This window comes from Halorubrum sp. CBA1229 (assembly GCF_003721435.2).
In the GTDB taxonomy this organism is placed as follows: domain Archaea; phylum Halobacteriota; class Halobacteria; order Halobacteriales; family Haloferacaceae; genus Halorubrum.
The window spans coordinates 413,021-432,568 of the sequence record NZ_CP054585.1; the positions used below are offsets into that span (position 1 = coordinate 413,021).

Genomic DNA, 19,548 nt, shown 5'->3' on the forward strand with positions numbered 1-19,548 from the left:
CTGAGGTTATCTCGTCTGAGAACCGGACGCGTCGACCGGGTCGACGGGCGGTCGGAGAAGTGGGAGACAGAGGCGACCGATCAGGCGCTGACGGTCTCTTCGAGCAGCTGGAGGGGGTGTTTGATCTCGTAGCCGGTGCCGTGTTCCATCTGCATCGCGCAGGTGGGACACTCCGTCATCCCCACGTCGCCCTCGGCGTCCTCCATGTGCTCGAACATCTCCTCGCCGATCTTCATCGACTTCTCGTACTTCTCCTCCTTCCAGCCGTAGGTGCCCGAGATGCCGGAACAGGAGTCGCCGACGTCCTCCATGGTCACGCCGTCGACGTCGCGGAACGTCTCGACGGCCTGCCGGGAGAGCCCCTGGTTGCGGGCGTGACACGGCGCGTGGTAGGCGAACGACTGTTCGTCCGCGAGCTTCGTTCCCGCCAGTTCGCCCTCCAGGTCCTCGTTGATCCGGAGGTACTCCAGCGCCTCGTAAGTGTGCTCGGAGACGTCCTCGATCCCGTGGATGTCGAACAGCTCGGGGTACTCCTGCCGGAGCGACATCGAGCAGGAGGTACAGGAGGCGATCACGTCGGCGCCCTCGCCGATCGCCTCGATCAGGCTCTCGACGTTCGTCTCCGCGTGCCGGCGCGCGTCTTTCAGCATGCCGTTCGCGAACATCGGGGTGCCGGAGCACTTCTGCGGGGGCACCATCACCTCGTAGCCGAAGTGCTCGTACACCCGGACCATCGCCTTGCCGACCTCCGGCGTGTTGTAGTTGGAGTAACAGCCGTGGAAGTACGCCACGCGCTTGTCCGGGTTCTGTACCTGTGCCCCGCCGCGCGCCTTCCACCACTCGCGGAACGTCTCCGTGGCGAACTCGGGGAAGTCGCGCTCTTTCGGGATACCGAGCGTCTTCTCCATCGCCCAGCGGACCGGCCCGAAGTTCATCACGAACGAGGAGGTCCGCGGGAAGACGCTCGCCAGCCGCGCGGAGGTGCGGTAGTTCGCTAAGATCCGGTTCCGGACGTACTCCACCGACAGCTTCTCCATCTGCTCTTCGACGAACTGGCCGCGCGCCTCGTTGTGCATCTGCGAGAGCGGCACCGAGGAGGGGCAGGCGTCGTCACAGCGCATGCAGTTCGAACAGGAGGTGATCGACTCGTCGATGTCGTGGTCCTCCTTCCGCTTGAGCCGCCACTGCTCCGGGCCCTGGAACTTCGGCCCCGGGAACTCCTCGTCGACCTCGGCGACCGGACAGGAGGTGTCACAGCTCGTGCATTTATAACAGGAGTCGGCCCCCTCGCGGAGGTCGAGGTCGCCGCCGGGGAACACGTCGACCGGGTCGTACGCGTCCGGGTCGAGCTCCGCCGACTCGGCCCCGCCGGTCGCGCTCTCGACGCCGCCGTCGGTGGCCGCGTCGTTCGTTGCGCGTCCACCATCAGTGGCCGCGTCGTTCGTTGCGCGTCCACCATCAGTGGCCGCGTCGCGCTCGGCGCCGCCGTCGGTCGCGACCGCCCGCTCCGGCTCGCCGTCGTGAGGAACGAAGACCGAGGGCCGCTCGTCACGGCCGGCAGCCGGGACGCCCGGGCTGGCCCCCGGCTCGCTCCCGTCGTCGCGCTCTCCCCCCGCTCCGTCCGTGTCGTCGTCTGTGTCTCGTGTCATTGGGTCGCCTCCGTCGCCGCCTGCCGCCCGGCCACGAGGCCGGTCGCGAGCGACACCCCGCTCGCGGACTTCTCTCGCGCCACGTCCGCGCCGCCGACGACGCCGCCGGCCGCGAAGACGTTCGCGTACTGTGCCTCTCCGTCCCCGTCGAGGGGTCGCCCGCGCTCGTCGGGGCGCACGCCGAACCGCGCGTACGGTTGGTCGCCGAACGCGTCGTCGACGAACCACTCGTAGCGGTCGTCGGGCTGCTCGACGTGTAAGTCGAAGACGGGTTCGCGGACGCCCTCGCGGTCCGAGTCGAGCCCCTTCCCGACGAGCCCGCCGGTCGCGAGCACGAACGCGTCGGCGCCGTACGGCGTCTCCCGGCCCTTCCGGTCGACCGCGACCGTCTCGACCCGCCCGTCCGCCTCGGTCTCGATCCCGACGACGGGGTTGCCGGTCTCGAATCGGACGCCCTCGGCGTCGAGCGCGTCGTAGAGCCGGTCCTCTAAGCGGAGCCCGGGGAGGCTCGGCGGCCCCATCGGGATCTCGAAGGCGTCAGCGCCGAGCCGGTCGGCCAGTTCGGCGCGGACCTCGTCGCCCCGGTCGTCGCCGAGGAACGCCGGGAAGCCGACGCGCTCGACGCGGTCCACGCCGCCGTCCGCGTCGACGACGTCGTGGAGGTGCGGGGCGACCGCCTTCGCCAGCGCCTCGCGCGCGGGGACCCCGTCGATCTCCTCGTCGTGGTCGAGCGCCTTCGCGAGGCGGGTGACCTTCGTGTCGGCCCGGAACGCCTCGGCGAACTCGACCTCTGCGCCGGCGACGTCGAAGGGGACACCGGCCGCCTCCAGCCGGCCCGCGAACGCCCGCGCGTCGTACTCGGTCAGCGATCGGAAGCCCACGATGAGCGCGGGCCGGTCGTCGCTGGCGATCCCCGCCTCCGCGGCGGCCGGGTACCGCGCGGTCGGCTTCACGCTCCCGCCGAACGTGGGCACCAAGGCGTTGCGGTCGGTGTGGCCGCCGCGGTACGCGTCGCCCGCGAGCTCGTCGAACAGGTCCAGCCCCTCCCGGAGCGCGTCGGCGCCGACGATCCGGTAGGGGTGCGTCTCGGGGAGCCGGTCGATCCCCTCGAAGGGATCGGCGAGCGGGCCCTCCGGATCGGGCCAATCGTCGCGGTCGAGCTCGCGGCCCGCGGTCGGCGGTCCCTCGCGGAGCGGCTGCGCGGGCTCGGTCGCGGGCACGTAGCCGAGCGCGTCGATCAGCCCCGACGCCTGTCGGAGCGTACTCGCCTTGTGGGAGACGAGCCGCACGTCGGCGCCCTCGCGGGACGCCGAGATCGCCGCCGTGATCGCCGCCAGCCCGCCGCCGACCACGAGGACGTCGCTGTCGATCGCCATCAGCGACCCCCGTCCGTAGCGGCGGTTCCGGCCTCGCCGCTACCGGCGTCGGACTCGGCCGGGCCGCCCGGCGAGCCGGCGTCGAAGGCGCCGAAGTCGACCTCGCTATCGAGGTTCGCCGGGTCGCCGTCGCGGTTCATCGTCGTCGCGTGCAACAGGAGGTTCAGCATCGCCTGCGAGAGCTGTCGGCCCCACAGCGCGTGGCGCTGGCCCTTCCAGCGCTCCTGGTACAGCTCGTCTTCCGCGTCGCGAACGACGGGCTCCGGGTACTCCTGCGCCAGCTCCGCGGCGATCCGGTGGGTACAGAAGCCGCCCTGGCAGTTGCCCATCGAGGCGCGGGTGCGGAGCCGGACCGCGTTGAGGTCGCTGCCCGCGTCGCCGATCGCGTCCTGCACCTCCGCGCGGGTGACGCCCTCGCACTCGCAGACGATCGGGTTCGGGTCGTACTCCCCGAGCACGTCGTCGGCGCGCGACCCGAGCCGCTGGCCGGAGCGGCGGGCGACCGGGGAGCGGAGGCCGAACTCGTCCATGAGCTCCTCCATGCGGGCGTCGCTCTCCGAGCCCGGGAGGGGCGCGTCGGCGGTGTCGCAGGTCGCCTCGTGGCCGAGGGTGTCGCAGACGTGGTCGCTGATGGACTCGGCCATCATCCGGTAGGTGGTGAGCTTCCCGCCGACGATGGTCGTCATCCCGGGCAGGTCGTCGCGCTCGCCGTGGTCGAGGAGGAAGTAGTCGCGCGTGATGTCGGTCGGGTCCTCGGTGCCGGTCCCCGGCGGCTCGTAGAGGGGGCGGACGCCCCAGAACGACCGCAGCGTCCGGGCGTCCTTCAGCGCGGGCACGAGCTCCGAGAGCGTCTCGATCATCAGGTCGACCTCCCAGTCCTCCTCGGGGTAGTCCTCGGGGTCGTCGACCTCCTCGTCGGTCGTCCCGAGGATGCAGGCCGTCTCGTGGGGCACGACGATGTCGGCGTCCCCCTTCGGCCGGCACCGGTTGATGACGGTGTCGACCTGTCGGGTGTTCATCACCGTCATCACGCCCTTCGAGGGGCGCACCTCGACGTCGACGCCGGCCATCTCGCCGACGTTCCCGGCCCACGCGCCGGTCGCGTTGACGACGTGGCGCGCGCGGATCTCCTCGGTCGTCCCGGGCTCGCGGTGGACCCGCTTGCCGGGACCGGTCTCGTGTTCGACCTCGACGCCGACGACCTCGCCGTCCTCGACGAGCACGTCCGTCACCGGGGCGTGCGTCTCGATCCGGGCGCCGTGCTCGCGGGCGTCGGCCGCGTTGGAGACGCAGAGCCGGAAGGGGTCGACCGCGCCGTCGGGGAGCGCGATCGCCTTCTCGACGTCGCGCGCGAGGTAGGGCTCGCGGCGGCGGGCCTCTTCGCCGTCGAGCACCTCGACGGGGATGTCGCACGCCCGACACCCCTCCAGCTTCTCCTGGAAGTACTCCTCGGAGTCCTCCGGGCGCTTGACGAACATCCCGCCGGTCTCCTCGACGCAGTGCGACGCGATGTCGCGGAGCACCCGGTTCTCCTCGATACACTCCTTCGCGCTCTTCTGGTCGGAGACCGCGTACCGACCCCCGCTGTGGAGGAGCCCGTGCATCCGTCCCGTCGTGCCGTGCGTCAGGTTCCCCTTCTCGACGAGCACCGCGTCGAGCCCCCGTCGCGCCAGGTCCCTGACGACGCCGCAGCCGGTCGACCCGCCACCGACGACCACGACGTCCACCTGTTGGTCCATAGCCAACCGCTTGGACGCCGTCCACTTTACTTTACCTCCTCCTCACGGGTTCGCATAACTATCAGGGACGTTCAAGTGGTGCAAGCGTTGGCAGCAGCGATTTGTTTATATATTACCTTTTTGAATCGCGCTCAAAAGCGGATTTTAACAGTTAGATTATTATGGTAGTACATTATGTTCACGAACGGCGTGGTAGCTTCCGTGAAGATATACCGCGGCGACGACGGTGACGCCCCCCGAACCGGGACCGCGCGGCCGGCGCGCGGGCCGGACGCGGTCTCTCGGGTGGGGGCACCTCACGGCGTCGACTCCCGGCCCGGCCGGGACGCGTCCCCCTCGGGAACCGCCCGAGGCGGGATCGTCGACGTCGCCGCGGGCGGACCAGCGCCACAGGAGGGATCCAAAACATGACACAGTACGTCGGTGCGATTGACCAGGGGACGACCGGCACCCGCTTCATGGTGTTCGACCACGAGGGCCAGGTCGTCGCGAACGCTTACGAACAGCACGAACAGATCTACCCGAACCCGGGTTGGGTCGAGCACGACCCGATCGAGATCTGGGAGAACACCCAGCAGGTCGTCCTCGACGGCCTCGCGGACGCGGGGCTAGACGCGGACCAGCTCGAAGCGATCGGGATCACCAACCAGCGCGAGACGACGATCGTCTGGGACAAGGACTCCGGGAAGCCGGTCCACAACGCCCTCGTGTGGCAGGACCGGCGGACGACGGACCGCGTCGAGGAGATCCAAGAGGCGGGCAAGGTCGAGGAGATCCGCGAGAAGACCGGACTGGAGTGTGACGCCTACTTCTCCGCGACCAAGACCGAGTGGATCCTCGACAACGCGGAGCCGCTCAAGATGCAGAGCTCCCGCGGCGGCGACCTCCGCGACCGCGCCCGCGAGGGCGAGCTCGTCATGGGCACGATCGACTCGTGGCTCATCTACAACCTGACGGGCAACCACATCACGGACGTCACGAACGCCTCCCGGACGATGCTGTACAACATCCGGGAGATGGAGTGGGACGACGAGCTACTCGACGAGTTCGGCGTCCCGGAGGAGATGGTCCCCGAGGTACGCCCCTCCTCCGACGAGGAGTACTACGGCCACACGGACGCCGACGGCTTCCTCGGCGAGGAGATTCCGGTCGCCGGCGCGCTCGGTGACCAGCAGGCCGCGCTGTTCGGCCAGACCTGCTTCGACGAGGGCGACGCGAAGAACACCTACGGCACCGGGTCGTTCTACCTGATGAACACGGGCAACGAGGCCGTCGAGTCCGACCACGGGCTCTTAACGACCATCGGCTTCCAGATGTCCGGCGAACCCGTCCAGTACGCGCTGGAGGGCTCGATCTTCATCACGGGCGCCGCCATCGAGTGGCTCGAGGACGTCGACCTGATCAACAACGCGGCCCAGACCGCGGAGCTGGCCCGGTCGGTCGACTCGACCGACGGCGTCTACATGGTCCCGGCGTTCACGGGGCTCGGCGCCCCGCACTGGGACGGCCGCGCCCGCGGGACCATCGTCGGGATGACCCGCGGCACGAGCAAGGAGCACATCGTCCGGGCGACGCTCGAATCGATCGCCTACCAGACCCGCGACGTCGCCGAGGCCATGGAGGCCGACTCCGGCGTCGAGACGACCAGCCTCCGCGTCGACGGCGGGGCGGTCAAGAACAACTTCCTCTGTCAGCTCCAGTCCGACATCATCCAGACGGAGATCGCGCGACCGGAGGTCGACGAGACCACCGCGCTCGGCTCCGCGTACGCCGCGGGCCTCGCGGTCGGCTACTGGGACTCCGTCGACGAGCTCCGCGACAACTGGCAGGTGGACCGCGAGTTCACCCCCGAGAAGGACCAGGAGGAGGTCGACAAGCTGTACAGCCGGTGGGACGACGCGGTCGAGCGCTCCCGCAACTGGGCACAGGACGACGAGGAGGACGAGTAGATGAGCGCCGAGGCTTCGGCGCTGGTGGCGTCAGGCGACCTGCTCGCGCAGTCGGGCGGAGTGCTCGCGCAGTGGAACGCCGGTTCGATCGGCGCGGTGCTCGACATCCTGCTCGACCCGACCATCTGGCTCGGCGCGGCGGCCGGCGGGGCGTTCGGCGCGGCGCTCGGTGCGCTCCCGGCGTTCATTTTCACCGGCTTCCTCGTCATCGCCGGCGTGTGGGGCGGTGACGCTGCCATGGGGTCGGGCGTCGGCGTCGGGTTCGGTCCCGTCTTCGGGCCGCACATCTCCTTCGCCGGCGGTGCGGCGGCGGCGGCGTACGCGGCGAAGAACGGCGCGATGGAGTCCGGCTTCGACTACCACAACGCGAAGGACATCGGCTTCGCGCTGGGGAGTCGCCCGGACATCCTCGCGGTCGGTGCGGCGTTCGGTGTCTTCGGCATCGTGCTCGAACAGACGCTCCGGAACCTGGCGATCCCGACGGACCCGATCGCGTTCACCGTCGTCGCCAGCGCGCTGGTCCACCGGGCGGTGTTCGGCTACTCCGTGATCGGCAACGTCAGCAGCAAGGCGAGCGGCTACTTCGACATGGGGCCGTTCGAGCGCGAGGAGATGCGCGACCCCGGTGAGGTGCCCGGCGACGGCGACAAGTCCAGCGAGGACCGCCTCGCGGTCGAGCCGTGGCTGCCGAACATGTACAAGTGGTCGCACGTCGCGGCGATCGGCGCAGCCGCCGGGCTGGCGGCCTCCTACGCCGCGATCCAGACCGGAAACGTGTTCCTCGGGTTCGGTATCAGCGCGGCGACGCTGCTGTTCCTGAACCTCGGCGTGGACCGGATCCCGGTCACCCACCACATGACGCTTCCGGGCGCGACCGCGTGGGCCGCGTTCACCGGCGCGGGCTTCAGCGGCACGGTCGGGCTGATCGCCGGGGCCGGCTTCGGTCTCCTCGGCGCCGTGATCGGCGAGGCCTTCCAGCGCGTCTTCTACGCGCACGGGGACACACACGTGGACCCGCCGGCCGCGGCGATCTTCATCACGTCCTCGATCCTCGCCGTGCTGGCGATTCTCGGCGTCCTCGGTTCGATCTGGGTTCCGGGCACCTAAGCCCGGTCTTCCGTATTTATCCAGTCGGAAGCACCGAGGAAAGAACCACGTACGAAACGACACCAGCGATGATCCCGACACCAACCGAGGTAACGAACCCTTGAGTGAACACGAACGCGGCGGCGGCGACGACCGACAGCACGGCCAGTCCGATTCCGGCGGCGCCGTGATGGTACGCACCGACCGTCGGGTGTTCGCTGAGCGACGTCCGATCGGACGCCGGAACCCGGACGCTCGCGTGATACGGGATGTACAGCCGGACGCCGATGCCGGCGGTCGCCGCGACGATCGAGGCGAACTGGACGTCGTCGACGAGCTCGCGGACGAGGAGGAACGCGGCGATCGCGACGATCAGCGCGACCGCCTTGCTCTGCTTGTCGGCCTTGACGACCGACTCGTCGAACTCTGGTTCGGACATACTCCGCGGGAGGCGGGCGGACGGGTTAAGATTGTGGACGGCGCGGCGATTGCCGCCGTCGCCGACCGCGTCGTCGCCGTCCGCGGCGCCGACGTCTCCCCCGCCAATGGGTCCGACCGACCCCGGACCGAGGCAGTCGGGATGGATTTAACGTCGTTCGACGTGAGGCGACGGTATGAACGTGGGTACGCTGGGGCTCGAGAGACGGGACGGTCGCAACATGCTCGTCGTCGCGGCGATCGTCACGCTCGTCGTGACGGTGACGGCGGAGGGCCCGGTCGGCGCGCGCGTCGTCGCCGGCGCGATCGTCGGCGCCGTCGCGGCCGTCGTGTTCGCCGTCTCGACGCTGCTGATAAACCGGTACAAGCCCGACCACTGGTAGGACCGCGGCGGTCGCCCGGTCGGCGACGGCGGCGGTCGCGGCACGGTAGTCCGTGCCAGTTTTATCCGGACACGCAGGAGGGACGACCGTGAACATCGACGACCGGATCGAGCGCCGGTTGGGGTACGACGCTGGGGCCGGCGTTCTGGTCGACCTCGACGCCGTTTCCCCCGTCGCGCACGTGGAGTCCCCGATCGGTCGGGGGCCGGCGTTCGAGCGATTGCTCGACGCCTTCAGCCCGGCGTTTTCCGGGTCGCTCCCGCCGAGCACCTACGTGCACGGCCCGAAGGGGAGCGGGAAGTCGGCCGCCGTCTCGGCGCTGTTCGACCGGCTTGCGGCGCACAGCGGGCCGCGGCGAGCGATCCAGACCTCGACGCGCGCGGTCGAGCCGACGCTGCCGGGGTTCGTCTACGTCGACGCGCGGCGCGGCTCGACCCGGTTCCGGCTCTACCACACCATCCTCTCGGCGATCGGCGACGACCCGATCCCCGAACACGGGATCGGCACCGACGAGCTCGCCGACGAGCTCCGGGAGAGCGTCCGCACCGGTCCGGACGTGGTCGTCGCGGTCGACCACGCCAACGAGCCGGAGACGCCGGACGCGACGACCGTCGTCGACTGGCTCACCGACGTCAGCGGACACATCGCGCCCGTCTGCCTCGGTCGGGACCCGCCGGAGGCGATCGAGTGGGAGCCCGACGCGTCCGTGGCGTTCGAACCGTACCGGCGCCACGTCCTCGTCGAGCTGCTGACGAGCCGGTGTTCGACCGGCCTCGGCCGCGACGCGATAAGCCACGACCAGATCCGCGAGGTCGGCGAGTGGGCCGAGGGAGACGCCCACGACGCGCTCGCCGCGATAGCCGGCGCCGCGATCAGCGCGGAGCGGGAGGGCGCCTCCACGATTCGGTCGGCGGACCTCGACGCGGGGATCGAGGGAGTGCCGAAGCCCGGAGTGGCGCTGGGCCGCGTGCTCGCGCTCTCCGAGAGCCGCCGCCGCCTCCTGTACGAGCTGGTCAGCCTGCCGGAGGACGACCGGGCCTCGGTGAGCGCGGCGACGGAGACGATCGCCTCGCGGCCCGCCGTCGACCTCTCGGCGTCCACCGTGCGCCGGGTGCTGTACGAGCTCGCGGACGCGGGGCTGCTCGACCGGGTGACGGTCCGCCAGAGCGGCGGGAAGGGCCGTCCCCCGAGCCGGCTCGTCCCGCGGTTCCCGACGCTCGTGTTCCGGGAGCTGTTCGACCGGCCGTCGTGGCCGGCCTGAACCGCCCCGCTTGACCAAGCCGCCGCGGTCGACGACCGCGGACGCTTTTTTATATCACCGCACGAGACGCCGATCGCGAACGCAAGACAGTTGCGCCCGGCCGCCTCACCGCCGGTATGACCCCGCCCCTCGCGCTGGACATCGACGGGACGCTGACGACGCCGAGCGGCCGGATCGACCCCCGCGTCTTCGAGCTGTTGCCCGACTGGGACGCGCCGGTCGTCTTCGCGACGGGGAAGGCGTTCCCCTACCCGGTCGCGCTGGCGCACTTCCTCGGCCGACCCGAGTTCGTGATCGCCGAGAACGGCGGTGTCGCGTACGTCGACGGCGAGACGGCGGTCCTCGGCGACCCGACCGCGCCCCGGGCCGTCGTCGAGGCGTTCCGCGAGCGCGGCGGGGAGGTCGGCTGGGGCGACGGCGACACGGTGAACCGGTGGCGCGAGACGGAGGTGGCGCTGTCGCTCGACGCCGACGAGGCGCTGCTCCGCGAGGTCGCCGCGGCCGCCGACGGCGACGTGACGGTCGTCGACACCGGCTACGCGTACCACGTCAAATCGCCCGCCGCGAGCAAGGGGAAGGCCCTCGAACGCGTCGCCGACGCGCTCGGGATCGCCACCGAGGCGTTCGTCGCGATCGGCGACAGCGAGAACGACGCCTCCACGTTCGCCGTCGCCGGCGAGTCGTACGCGGTCGCCAACGCCGACGCGACCGCCCGCGAGGCGGCCGACGTCGTCCTCGACGAGGCGTACATGGACGGGACGGAGACGGTGTTGGCGGCCCTCCGCGAGCGGGGCGAGTGAAGCGAGCGAGAGCCTCCGGTAGGGGGATTTTATAAGTAATCACGACATCCCGCGGAGGTTTTTTAAGTAAGATTGCGGTGGCGCGCCTCCGAGCGGTCGCCGCCGGCGACCGCGAGGAGTCCGCGAGGGACGCGGTGAGCGCTCGAAGAGCGCGAACCGCGAGGCTGGGGAGGCGTGAGGCTGCGGTGGGTGGGACTCAAAGGGGCAGTCGCGAGGACGGCGCAGGTGACGCAAGGACCGCAAGGAGCGACCAGCGCGAGCGACTGAGGACCGCAGCGAGCGTGCGCCGTCCTCGCGACTGGGGCTTTGGCGGTGTTCACCGCAGAGTTGTCGGCCGCGTATAGCCGAGCGGCTGGGGCTTTGGAGGTGCTCCCCGTCGACCCGCAGTCAACGACTTATAAATGAGCCAGCCGGTGACGGCGGAGTATCGGCGGTCGGGCCTCGCACTCGTCGTAGGGCGTTCGATACCGCTGAAGACAACGACGATACGTCGACCACCGTCCCGCCGCAACCGCTTTGTCGCTCGTGGTCGTCTGACGCGGCATGACCGGACGGATCGAGGCGATTCACGTCGCCGCCGAGTCGGGCGAGCCGATGGAGGAGCGAGACCGCGTCGAGGCGGTGTCCGGGCGGGGATTGCGCGGCGACCGGTACTTCCTCGAGCGCGGGACCTACTCGCAGTCGGCGCGGGACGTGAGCCGCGAGCTGTCGCTGATCGAGGGCGAGACGCTCGACGCCGTCGAGCGCGACTACGGGATCGCCGTCGGCCCGGACGAGCACCGGCGCAACCTCACCACCGGGGACATCGGGCTCAACCGCCTCGTCGGGGCGCGGTTCAGCGTCGGCGACGCGGTCTGCGAGGGGGTCGAGCTCTGCGAGCCGTGCTCGTATCTCGAGTCGCTGCTCGAACGCGAGGGGGTCCGCGAGGCGCTCGTGCATCGGGGTGGGCTCCGGGCCAGAATCGTCGAGGACGGCGCGATCGAAGCCGGCGCGCCGGTCCGGATCCTCGGCGACGCGGACGACGCCGTCCGGCCGCGGCTCAAGGACGCGTAGCGGGGGTCGCCGCTCAGACGAGGACGCGTCGCCGCGCCGCCGCTCACGTCGTGAACAGCTCGGTGTCGTCGGGGACGGCGAACAGCCCCAGCCGGACGCCGGCGTCGAGCCAGCCGTACCCGTACGAGTACGACGCGAGCGCGTTCACCGGGTCGCCGTCCTCCCGGAAGTGCCGCCCGTCGTCGAGGTACGACTCGGCCATCTCGACCACGTCGGCCGCGGCCTCGCCGAGGGGCGTGTCGGCCGGCGGCCGGGGCTCCGCGGCGGCCAGCGCGTCCGCGAGCATCCGCTCGTAGCGGTCCGTCTTCTCCTCCAGGTCGGCGCTCATGCGCTCCGGTTCCTCCGAGCGACGCAAAAACCTCCCGGGGAGCGCGGCGCCGAGCGAGCCGCCCGCGCGCCGCGCCGACCCGACGCGGTCGCCCCCGCCGCCCGAAAGCGCAACGACGATACCCGCGGAGCCGAAACGGCCGGCCATGTACGAGGCCGTTCACGCCCACCCCGACGGCGACGCGACCGTCGCCCGCCACGCGGCCACCGCGGCGCGGTACGGCTACGACGGGGTCGTCGTCCGCACGCGGGACGCGCTCACCCCGGCCGGCGATGACGGCGAGCCCTCACAAGAGGCGGCCGCGCTCCGCGAGGAGTACGGGGTCGACGTCGTCGACGCGGTCGAGGTCGACGCCGACGACGCCACGGGCGCCTCGGGCGCGGTGGGCAACTACCGGACCGAGCGCACCGTCGTCTGCCTCGTCGGCGGCGACGACGGCCTCAATCGGTTCGCGGTCGAGGAGCCGCGCGTCGACGTGCTGGCGCGACCGATGGACGGCCCGGGAGACTTCAACCACGTCCTCGCGAAGGCGGCCCGCGACAACGGGGTCCACGTGGAGTTCGACCTCGGCCCGCTGCTCCGCGCGAGCGGTGGCAAGCGCGTTCGCGCCCTCGCCGACCTGCGGAAGCTCCGCGAGATCGTGACCTACTACGACGCGCCCCACGTCGTCAGCGCGAACGCGCGCTCGCACCTCGGTCTCCGCGCGCCCCGCGAGCTGGTCGCCGCCGCCGAGGCCGTCGGGTTCGACCCGGAGTGGGTCGAGGAGGGGCTCCGGGCGTGGGGGGCGATCGCGGCCCGCAACCGCGAGCGGCGCTCCGAGGCCTTCATAGAGCCCGGGGTCCGACGTGGCAGGTATGAAGAAGAGCGTTGAGGAGCACGCGGCGCGCTTCTCCGAGAAGGCCGCCGAGTACGACGACTCGAAGAGCGACGAGTACCACGCCTGCGCGAGCCTCGTCGTCGACTACGCCGACCCGGACCCCGACGACGTGGTGCTCGACCTGGGAGCCGGCACCGGCGCCATCGCGCTGCCGCTCGCGACCAACGCGGAGCGCGTGCTGGCCCGAGACGTTAGCGAGGGGATGATGGACGAGGGGCGCCGCAAGGCCGAGGAGCGCGGTCTCGCGAACGTCGAGTTCGCGTACGGCGAGTTCCGCGATCCCGAGATCGACGCCGATCAGCGGATCGACGTCGTCACCTCGAACTTCGCGCTCCACCACCTCGCCGACGACGAGAAGCGCGAGGCGATCCGCGAGATGGCCGCGACCGGGGCGCGCCGGATCGTCCTCGGCGACGTGGCCTTCTTCGAGGAGCCGGACCCGGAGGCGCCCTTTTACGGCCCCGAGGTCGACGACCCCGCCACCGTCGGCACCCTCGTCGAGGCGTTCACCGCCGAGGGGTTCGCGGTGACCGCTGTCGAGCGCGTTCACGACCAGGTCGCCGTGATCGTCGCGGAGCGCGGGGCCGCGCTGTCCGGGTGACCGCGCCGTGAAACACCTCCCCAAACACCTCCGGCCGCGCTGGCGGTACGTCGCGGTCGGGATCGAGACGTGGCCCGACGCCGAGGTCGGCCGCCGCGCGTTCCAGCGTGCGCTCTGGTACGCCGCCGGCAACCTGATCGGCGACGCCGGCAGCGCCGACGCGGACCTGACCCTCCTCAGCTTCTCGCACGGCGACGGCGTCGGCGAGGCGATCGTTAAAGTGCGACACGGGCACGTCGACGAGGCGCGGGCGGCGATCGCCTGCGTCAGCGAGATCGACGGCGACCCGGTCGGGATCCACGTCCGTGGGATCTCGGGGACGGTACGTGCCTGTGAGGAAAGATATATGGGTCGCGCGGGCGCTAATTCTACACAGCGAGACGTCGCGTTCCGGGACGCCGAGCGGCCCGCCGTCGTGCGCGAGGACGCGTGCGACGTGCGGGTCGAGTCGGGTTACGTCGGCGCGGCGGCGTTCGACATCGAGTGATATCATGCAGGGCCAATCCCAACAGCAGGCGTACGACCGAGGAATCACAATCTTCTCTCCCGACGGCAGGCTCTACCAGGTCGAGTACGCCCGGGAGGCGGTGAAACGCGGGACGGCGAGCGTCGGCGTCCGCGCCGAGGACGGCGTCGTCCTCGCGGCCGACAAGCGCGCCCGCTCCCCCCTGATGGAGCCGGAGAGCATCGAGAAGCTCCACAAGGCCGACGACCACGTCGGCGTCGCGAGCGCGGGCCACGTCGCCGACGCCCGCCAACTCATCGACTTCGCGCGCCGGCAGGCGCAGGTGAACCGCCTGCGCTACGGCGAGGCGATCGGCATCGAGACCCTGACGAAGACGATCACCGACCACATCCAGCAATACACCCAGGTCGGCGGCGCGCGCCCCTTCGGCGTGGCGCTGATCGTCGGCGGGATCGAGAACGGCGAGCCGCGACTCTTCGAGACCGACCCGTCCGGCACCCCCTACGAGTGGCAGGCGCTCTCGATCGGCTCGGACCGGAGCGACCTCCGCGACTACCTCGAAGCGGAGTACGAGGAGGACCTCTCCACCGACGAGGCGGTCGGGCTCGCGCTCGACACCCTCGCGCAGTCGAACGACGGCGAGTTAGCTCCCAACGGCGTGGGCGTCGCCACGATCACCGTCGAGGACGACGACGGCTACACCGAGCGGTCGAACGAGGAGATCGAGGCGATCCTCGACGAGCGCGACCTGCTCGCGACCGAGGAGGACGACGAGGCGGCGGACGACGAGGCGGCGGACGACGCCGACGAGGAGTGAGGCGCTCGCCGCTCGGCGCTTTTTGACTCGGACCGCCCGCGACGGCGGCGCCCACACCGCCCCGCTCGGTCGACGCCCGGTCGGGAGAGTTATGCCGACGGGGGCCGACCGACGACGCGTGCAGAAGACGGTACTCATCACCGGCTGTTCCTCGGGTATCGGCCGCGCCGCGGCGCACGCGTTCACCGACGAGGGATGGACCGTGTACGCGACCGCTCGGAATCCGGCGGACATCGAGACGCTCGGCGAGGCGGGCTGCGAGCTCGCCACGCTCGACGTGACGGACCAGTCCGACGTCGACCGCGTCGTCGACCGGATCCTCGACGAGGAGGGCGCGATCGACGCCTTGGTCAACAACGCGGGGTACGGCCAGTTCGGTCCGATCGAGGACGTGTCGACAGCGAAGGTCCACGAGCAGTTCGACGTGAACGTGTACGGCCCGCATCGGCTCATCAAGGCCGTGTTGCCGGCGATGCGCCGCGAGCGCGACGGCACGATTATCAACGTCTCGTCGGTCGCCGGGCGCGTCTCGTTCCCCGGCGGCGGCGTGTACAGCGGCTCGAAGTTCGCCGTCGAGGCGATGTCGGACGCGCTCCGCAACGAGGTCGCCGAGCACGGGATCGACGTCGTCGTCGTCGAGCCGGGCCCGGTGAAGACGAACTTCTCGAAGCGCGCCCAGGCGGAGACGGGTACCGGTTCGGGCGCGGACGGGGGCGACGAAGGCGACGACGCCGGGATCGACCGCTCCGGCGCCTACGAGGAGTTCTACGCGATGTTCGAGGACGCGCAGCTGATCGGCGGCGACGGTCCGGGCGCGGTCGAGCCCGAGCTCGTCGCCGGCGCCATCTACGACGCCGCGAGCGCGACGCGGCCGCCGGCGCGGGTCCAGCCGGGCACCGCCGCCCGCGTCGGCGTGCTCGCGCGGTTCCTCCCGGACGCGCTGCTCGACCGCGGCTACGAGTTCGTCCGGAAGTTCACCTCGTAGCGTCAGTCGTCCGGGTCCGATCCGTCGCGGCCCGACCCCACCGCGAACGGGCTCTCTTCCTCTCGCCACTCCCAGCCGGGGAGCCGCGTCTGAAAGCCCGCGGCGAGCGCGGCGTCGAGGTCGTCGGCGCCGGCCGAACCCGCGCCGTCGGCCGTCTCGTCCCCGCTCACGTGGACGTCGACGAAGTGGAACGTCGCCTCCGCGAGCAGCGAGAGCGGGCGGCCGCCGGCGATCGTCGCCGCCAGCTCACGGCCGAGGACCTCGTCGACGACGAAGCCGGGGTAGTCGCCGGCGACGTCGAGGTCGCGGAGGAGCGCGACGCAGCCGGCGGCGTTGACCGCCACCTCGCCGTCGGCGAAGACGGCGTCGACCTCGCGGCGGTACGCCTCGCTGGTCACGGGGTCGACGTCCGTCTCGAACAGCGTCCCCAGTCGCTCGCGGGCCTCGTTGATGCGAGGGACGACGACCGGCGCGCGGTCTCGCACCCACGCGCGTTCGTCGCGGACCGTCTCGGGGGTGACGCGCATGGGAGCGGGGACGACGCCGCCGGGCAAGGAGTTTGCCCTTTGCGAAGGGTTTTATAATAACGGGGGTATACGTCCACCTAAGCGGGTTTTCGCTGGCTGTTCCCGCACGGTATCGCCTACGGACAGTACTACCACTATGCCTACCCCGTCACGGTCGACCGTTCGGCGACGAGCCACGGACCGGCGCGCGGACGCGCCCGACGGCGGCGGCGACCCCAACTACCCGCGGTAAGATATGAGTCAAGTCGACAAGCAGCTCGATACCCTGAAATCAGAGATCGAACAGGAGATTCCGAACGACATCACGGTCACCGACGTCAAGTACGAGGGCCCGGAACTGGTCGTCTACACCCGCGACCCGAAGCGGTTCGCCGGCGACGGCGACCTGATCCGCCGGCTCGCCTCCAAGCTCCGGAAACGAATCACGGTCCGCCCCGACCCCAGCGCCCTCTCCCCGCCGGCGCGAGCGGAGGAAGAAGTCCGCGACGTGATCCCCGACGACGCCGGCGTGACTTCCCTCGACTTCCACGAGGACACCGGCGAGGTCGTCATCGAGGCCGAGAAGCCGGGCATGGTGATCGGTCGACGCGGCTCCACGCTGCGCGAGATCACCCAGGAGGTCGGCTGGACCCCCGAGGTCGTTCGGACGCCGCCGATCGAGTCCTCCACCGTCTCGAACGTCCGCGGCTTCCTGAAGACCGAGCGCGAGGAGCGCCGTGACATCCTCGAACGCGTCGGGCGCCAGATCCACCGCGAGGAGATGTCCGACGACGAGTGGGTTCGGATCACGACGCTCGGCTGTTGCCGCGAGGTCGGTCGGGCCGCGTTCATCCTCTCGACGCCCGAGACGCGCATCCTCATCGACTGCGGCGACAAGCCCGGCGCGGAGGGCGAAGTGCCGTACCTCCAGGTCCCCGAGGCGCTCGGCGCCGGCGCGGCGACCCTCGACGCCGTCGTCCTCACGCACGCCCACCTCGACCACTCGGCGCTGGTCCCGCTCCTGTTTAAATACGGCTACGACGGCCCGATCTACACCACGGAGCCGACCCGCGACCTGATGGGCCTGCTCACGCTTGACTACCTCGACGTCGCCGCCAAGGAGGGGCGGACGCCGCCGTACGAGTCGGCGCAGGTCCGCGACGCGATCAAACACACCATCCCGCTGGAGTACGGCGACGTCACCGACGTGGCGCCCGACGTGAAGCTCACCTTCCACAACGCGGGCCACATCCTCGGGAGCGCCGTCACGCACTTCCACATCGGCGACGGGCTCTACAACGTCGCCTTCTCCGGTGACATCCACTACGAGGACACCCGCCTGTTCAACGGCGCCGTCAACGACTTCCCGCGGGTCGAGACGCTCGTGCTGGAGTCGACGTACGGCGGTCGCGACGACTACCAGACCGACCAGGCCGACTCCGAGGAGGCGCTCAAGGAGGTCATCAACGAGACGTACGAGCAGGGCGGGAAGGTCGTCATCCCCGCGTTCGCCGTGGGGCGCTCCCAGGAGATCATGCTCGTCTTGGAGGAGGCGATGCGGAAGGGCGAGATCCCGGAGATGCCCGTCCACCTCGACGGGATGATCTGGGAGGCGACCGCGATCCACACGACCTACCCCGAGTACCTCCGGGACGACCTCCGCGACCGGATCTTCCACGACGACGAGAACCCGTTCCTCGCGGACCAGTTCAACCACATCGACGCCGGCGAGGACGAGCGGCAGGAGGTCGCCGACGGCGACGAGTGCATCGTCATCTCCACCTCCGGGATGATCGAGGGCGGGCCGATCATGTCGTGGCTCCGCCACATCGGCCCCGACCCGGACTCGGACCTCGTCTTCGTCGGCTACCAGGCGCAGGGGACGCTCGGGCGCCGGATCCAGAACGGCTGGGACGAGATCCCGGTCGACGGCTGGGGCGGCGGGAGCCGCGGCGACACGCTCACGCTGGAGATGGGCACCGAGGTCGTCGACGGCTTCTCCGGCCACGCCGACCGGCAGGGGTTAGAGAACTTCGTGAAGACGATGAACCCGCGACCCGAGAAGGTGCTGTGCGTCCACGGCGACGAGCGCTCCGTGCAGGACCTCTCCTCTGCGTTATACCACGACTACAACATGCGGACGTTCGCGCCGAAGAACCTGGAGACGTTCCGGTTCAAATAGGTCGGCCCGCTGAATCCGCTCCTCGTTCCGCGCGTTGCGCCGACGCGAGTTTTTAAATTGCGACGGGGTGACGTCGACCCATGCGTCTCGCGCTCATCGCCCACGACGAGCTGAAAGACGAGATGGTGGAGTTCGTCACGAAGCACGCCGCGGCCCTCGACGACTGCGAGCTCGTGACGACGGGGACGACGGGGAAGCGCATCGCCGAGGAGACGGGTCTCGCCGTCGACCGCCAGGCGTCGGGCCCGTACGGCGGCGACCTCCAGATCGGCGGCATGATAGCCGACGACGCGATCGACGGCGTCGTCTTCCTCCGAGACCCGCTCACGGCGCAGGCGCACGAGCCGGACATCTCCGCCCTGCTCCGCGTCTGCGACGTGAAGGACGTCCCGCTGGCGACCAACGTCGCCTCCGGCGAGCTGCTCGTCGAGGGGCTGCTCGGCTCGACGTGACGCCGACCGCCCGAGAGTATCAGATCGGATAACGAAAGCCGCGGTATTTTAAAAGCGTCCGCCGTATCCGGCACCGATGACCAACCGCCAAGCGGCCCGGTTCGCGGCGCTGGCGACCGCGCTGCTCCTGCTCTCGGCGCTCGCCGCGAGCGGGGCGGCCGTCGGCGTCGGAGCGGCGCAGACGGGCGGCGACCCGCCGGGCGACGACGCGGACGGCGCCGCCGTGACGCCGCCCACGCGCTGTTTCGCGGGCGACGGCTACCCGATCTCGATCGGCGAGACGGGCGCGACGATCGACGCGGTCGTCCACCTCTCCGTGCTGACCGATCCCGCCGCCGGCAACGAGTTCGGGCTGGAGGCGGCCGGCGCGCTCGACGGCGTCCCCGTCGTGACGCTCGCCGCGGGGGTCCGGCTCACCGCGCGCGAGGCGGTCGCGAACGGGATCGATCCGTTCGCGGCGTTCGACGTGCTGTACGCCTACGAGCTCGACCTCCCGATGTTCGGCGGCGCGATTGGCGACTCCGACTACCGCGACGACGGCTCCCCGGTCGAGTCGGGCGCCGGCGCCGTGGCCTGCTGAGCCGCCGCGGGCGACTCGTC

The 19,548-nt window shown here is 70.6% G+C and carries 20 protein-coding genes; 14 read left to right on the top strand and 6 right to left on the bottom strand.

Annotated features, from left to right (window positions below):
* Nucleotides 1–80 precede the first annotated feature (80 nt).
* Genes Hrr1229_RS02085 through glpA form a run of 3 tightly spaced genes read right to left on the bottom strand, consistent with a single transcriptional unit; the run spans nucleotide 81 to nucleotide 4,764 of the window.
* On the bottom strand, nucleotides 81–1,649 hold the full coding sequence (locus Hrr1229_RS02085) for an anaerobic glycerol-3-phosphate dehydrogenase subunit C (protein WP_123114426.1): 1,569 nt from the start codon (nucleotides 1,647–1,649) through the stop codon (nucleotides 81–83).
* On the bottom strand, nucleotides 1,646–3,025 hold the full coding sequence (gene glpB / locus Hrr1229_RS02090; RefSeq protein WP_123114425.1) for a glycerol-3-phosphate dehydrogenase subunit GlpB: 1,380 nt from the start codon (nucleotides 3,023–3,025) through the stop codon (nucleotides 1,646–1,648). The genes Hrr1229_RS02085 and glpB overlap by 4 nt, the downstream gene beginning before the upstream one ends.
* On the bottom strand, nucleotides 3,025–4,764 hold the full coding sequence (glpA, locus tag Hrr1229_RS02095; protein WP_123114424.1) for an anaerobic glycerol-3-phosphate dehydrogenase subunit GlpA: 1,740 nt from the start codon (nucleotides 4,762–4,764) through the stop codon (nucleotides 3,025–3,027). The genes glpB and glpA overlap by 1 nt, the downstream gene beginning before the upstream one ends.
* Nucleotides 4,765–5,171: 407 nt before the next feature.
* Here glpA and glpK point away from each other — a divergent pair, with 407 nt between their 5' ends.
* Together glpK and Hrr1229_RS02105 are read left to right on the top strand one after the other, a co-directional pair.
* Nucleotides 5,172–6,713 carry a glycerol kinase GlpK gene (gene glpK, locus Hrr1229_RS02100; protein WP_123114423.1) on the top strand — a complete coding sequence of 514 codons (1,542 nt, stop codon included), beginning with the start codon at nucleotides 5,172–5,174 and terminating at the stop codon, nucleotides 6,711–6,713.
* Nucleotides 6,714–7,820: a hypothetical protein gene (locus Hrr1229_RS02105; protein WP_123114422.1), complete on the top strand. Its 1,107-nt coding sequence runs from the start codon at nucleotides 6,714–6,716 to the stop codon at nucleotides 7,818–7,820.
* A gap of 16 nt (nucleotides 7,821–7,836) precedes the next feature.
* On the opposite strand, the gene Hrr1229_RS02110 is transcribed toward Hrr1229_RS02105, so the two are convergent.
* Complete coding sequence (locus Hrr1229_RS02110; RefSeq protein ID WP_123114421.1) at nucleotides 7,837–8,238, bottom strand: hypothetical protein; 402 nt, start codon at nucleotides 8,236–8,238, stop codon at nucleotides 7,837–7,839.
* A 175-nt stretch (nucleotides 8,239–8,413) separates the two neighbouring features.
* Here Hrr1229_RS02110 and Hrr1229_RS02115 point away from each other — a divergent pair, with 175 nt between their 5' ends.
* The 4 genes from Hrr1229_RS02115 (at nucleotide 8,414) to Hrr1229_RS02130 (ending at nucleotide 11,734) form a co-directional block, all read left to right on the top strand.
* Nucleotides 8,414–8,620, top strand: coding sequence for a hypothetical protein (locus tag Hrr1229_RS02115; protein ID WP_123114420.1), 207 nt, complete (start codon nucleotides 8,414–8,416; stop codon nucleotides 8,618–8,620).
* A gap of 88 nt (nucleotides 8,621–8,708) precedes the next feature.
* Nucleotides 8,709–9,881, top strand: coding sequence for an AAA family ATPase (locus Hrr1229_RS02120; protein ID WP_123114419.1), 1,173 nt, complete (start codon nucleotides 8,709–8,711; stop codon nucleotides 9,879–9,881).
* A gap of 116 nt (nucleotides 9,882–9,997) precedes the next feature.
* A complete protein-coding gene (locus Hrr1229_RS02125; RefSeq protein WP_123114418.1) occupies nucleotides 9,998–10,681 on the top strand; it encodes an HAD-IIB family hydrolase in 684 nt (227 codons plus the stop codon).
* A 543-nt stretch (nucleotides 10,682–11,224) separates the two neighbouring features.
* The gene (locus Hrr1229_RS02130; RefSeq protein WP_123114417.1) at nucleotides 11,225–11,734 is read left to right on the top strand and encodes an MOSC domain-containing protein; all 510 of its coding nucleotides are present in this window, start codon (nucleotides 11,225–11,227) and stop codon (nucleotides 11,732–11,734) included.
* Between the two features lie 43 nt (nucleotides 11,735–11,777).
* On the opposite strand, the gene Hrr1229_RS02135 is transcribed toward Hrr1229_RS02130, so the two are convergent.
* Nucleotides 11,778–12,062, bottom strand: a complete 285-nt coding sequence (locus Hrr1229_RS02135) for a DUF357 domain-containing protein (protein WP_123114416.1) — start codon at nucleotides 12,060–12,062, stop codon at nucleotides 11,778–11,780.
* Between the two features lie 145 nt (nucleotides 12,063–12,207).
* On the opposite strand from Hrr1229_RS02135, the gene Hrr1229_RS02140 reads away from it, so the two are divergent.
* The 5 genes from Hrr1229_RS02140 to Hrr1229_RS02160 all read left to right on the top strand — a co-directional run bounded on the left by Hrr1229_RS02140 (nucleotide 12,208) and on the right by Hrr1229_RS02160 (nucleotide 15,808).
* Nucleotides 12,208–12,933: an RNase P subunit p30 family protein gene (locus Hrr1229_RS02140; RefSeq protein ID WP_123114945.1), complete on the top strand. Its 726-nt coding sequence runs from the start codon at nucleotides 12,208–12,210 to the stop codon at nucleotides 12,931–12,933.
* Nucleotides 12,917–13,540 carry a class I SAM-dependent methyltransferase gene (locus tag Hrr1229_RS02145; RefSeq protein ID WP_123114415.1) on the top strand — a complete coding sequence of 208 codons (624 nt, stop codon included), beginning with the start codon at nucleotides 12,917–12,919 and terminating at the stop codon, nucleotides 13,538–13,540. Before Hrr1229_RS02140 ends, Hrr1229_RS02145 begins: the two co-directional genes overlap by 17 nt.
* Nucleotides 13,541–13,547: 7 nt before the next feature.
* A complete protein-coding gene (locus Hrr1229_RS02150; protein WP_123114414.1) occupies nucleotides 13,548–14,027 on the top strand; it encodes an Rpp14/Pop5 family protein in 480 nt (159 codons plus the stop codon).
* Nucleotides 14,028–14,031: 4 nt separating this feature from the next.
* Complete coding sequence (gene psmA, locus Hrr1229_RS02155) at nucleotides 14,032–14,823, top strand: archaeal proteasome endopeptidase complex subunit alpha (RefSeq protein WP_123114413.1); 792 nt, start codon at nucleotides 14,032–14,034, stop codon at nucleotides 14,821–14,823.
* 91 nt (nucleotides 14,824–14,914) lie between these two features.
* Complete coding sequence (locus Hrr1229_RS02160; protein ID WP_123114412.1) at nucleotides 14,915–15,808, top strand: SDR family oxidoreductase; 894 nt, start codon at nucleotides 14,915–14,917, stop codon at nucleotides 15,806–15,808.
* A gap of 2 nt (nucleotides 15,809–15,810) precedes the next feature.
* On the opposite strand, the gene Hrr1229_RS02165 is transcribed toward Hrr1229_RS02160, so the two are convergent.
* Nucleotides 15,811–16,335 (bottom strand): hypothetical protein, encoded by a 525-nt coding sequence (locus Hrr1229_RS02165; protein ID WP_123114944.1) that lies wholly within the window; start codon nucleotides 16,333–16,335, stop codon nucleotides 15,811–15,813.
* A 235-nt stretch (nucleotides 16,336–16,570) separates the two neighbouring features.
* On the opposite strand from Hrr1229_RS02165, the gene Hrr1229_RS02170 reads away from it, so the two are divergent.
* The 3 genes from Hrr1229_RS02170 to Hrr1229_RS02180 all read left to right on the top strand — a co-directional run bounded on the left by Hrr1229_RS02170 (nucleotide 16,571) and on the right by Hrr1229_RS02180 (nucleotide 19,528).
* Nucleotides 16,571–18,496, top strand: coding sequence for a beta-CASP ribonuclease aCPSF1 (locus Hrr1229_RS02170; RefSeq protein ID WP_123114411.1), 1,926 nt, complete (start codon nucleotides 16,571–16,573; stop codon nucleotides 18,494–18,496).
* Nucleotides 18,497–18,576: 80 nt separating this feature from the next.
* On the top strand, nucleotides 18,577–18,948 hold the full coding sequence (locus tag Hrr1229_RS02175) for a methylglyoxal synthase (protein ID WP_123114410.1): 372 nt from the start codon (nucleotides 18,577–18,579) through the stop codon (nucleotides 18,946–18,948).
* 76 nt (nucleotides 18,949–19,024) lie between these two features.
* Nucleotides 19,025–19,528 carry a hypothetical protein gene (locus Hrr1229_RS02180; protein WP_123114409.1) on the top strand — a complete coding sequence of 168 codons (504 nt, stop codon included), beginning with the start codon at nucleotides 19,025–19,027 and terminating at the stop codon, nucleotides 19,526–19,528.
* The last annotated feature ends 20 nt before the right edge of the window (nucleotides 19,529–19,548 follow it).

What these genes read in the sequence shown, in the direction of transcription:
- Hrr1229_RS02085 (WP_123114426.1), bottom strand. Translation starts at nt 1,649, where the DNA reads ATGACACGAGACACAGACGACGACACGGACGGAGCGGGGGGAGAGCGC.
- glpB (WP_123114425.1), bottom strand. Translation starts at nt 3,025, where the DNA reads ATGGCGATCGACAGCGACGTCCTCGTGGTCGGCGGCGGGCTGGCGGCG.
- glpA (WP_123114424.1), bottom strand. Translation starts at nt 4,764, where the DNA reads ATGGACCAACAGGTGGACGTCGTGGTCGTCGGTGGCGGGTCGACCGGC.
- glpK (WP_123114423.1), top strand. Translation starts at nt 5,172, where the DNA reads ATGACACAGTACGTCGGTGCGATTGACCAGGGGACGACCGGCACCCGC.
- Hrr1229_RS02105 (WP_123114422.1), top strand. Translation starts at nt 6,714, where the DNA reads ATGAGCGCCGAGGCTTCGGCGCTGGTGGCGTCAGGCGACCTGCTCGCG.
- Hrr1229_RS02110 (WP_123114421.1), bottom strand. Translation starts at nt 8,238, where the DNA reads ATGTCCGAACCAGAGTTCGACGAGTCGGTCGTCAAGGCCGACAAGCAG.
- Hrr1229_RS02115 (WP_123114420.1), top strand. Translation starts at nt 8,414, where the DNA reads ATGAACGTGGGTACGCTGGGGCTCGAGAGACGGGACGGTCGCAACATG.
- Hrr1229_RS02125 (WP_123114418.1), top strand. Translation starts at nt 9,998, where the DNA reads ATGACCCCGCCCCTCGCGCTGGACATCGACGGGACGCTGACGACGCCG.
- Hrr1229_RS02130 (WP_123114417.1), top strand. Translation starts at nt 11,225, where the DNA reads ATGACCGGACGGATCGAGGCGATTCACGTCGCCGCCGAGTCGGGCGAG.
- Hrr1229_RS02135 (WP_123114416.1), bottom strand. Translation starts at nt 12,062, where the DNA reads ATGAGCGCCGACCTGGAGGAGAAGACGGACCGCTACGAGCGGATGCTC.
- Hrr1229_RS02140 (WP_123114945.1), top strand. Translation starts at nt 12,208, where the DNA reads ATGTACGAGGCCGTTCACGCCCACCCCGACGGCGACGCGACCGTCGCC.
- Hrr1229_RS02145 (WP_123114415.1), top strand. Translation starts at nt 12,917, where the DNA reads ATGAAGAAGAGCGTTGAGGAGCACGCGGCGCGCTTCTCCGAGAAGGCC.
- psmA (WP_123114413.1), top strand. Translation starts at nt 14,032, where the DNA reads ATGCAGGGCCAATCCCAACAGCAGGCGTACGACCGAGGAATCACAATC.
- Hrr1229_RS02160 (WP_123114412.1), top strand. Translation starts at nt 14,915, where the DNA reads ATGCCGACGGGGGCCGACCGACGACGCGTGCAGAAGACGGTACTCATC.
- Hrr1229_RS02165 (WP_123114944.1), bottom strand. Translation starts at nt 16,335, where the DNA reads ATGCGCGTCACCCCCGAGACGGTCCGCGACGAACGCGCGTGGGTGCGA.
- Hrr1229_RS02170 (WP_123114411.1), top strand. Translation starts at nt 16,571, where the DNA reads ATGAGTCAAGTCGACAAGCAGCTCGATACCCTGAAATCAGAGATCGAA.
- Hrr1229_RS02175 (WP_123114410.1), top strand. Translation starts at nt 18,577, where the DNA reads ATGCGTCTCGCGCTCATCGCCCACGACGAGCTGAAAGACGAGATGGTG.
- Hrr1229_RS02180 (WP_123114409.1), top strand. Translation starts at nt 19,025, where the DNA reads ATGACCAACCGCCAAGCGGCCCGGTTCGCGGCGCTGGCGACCGCGCTG.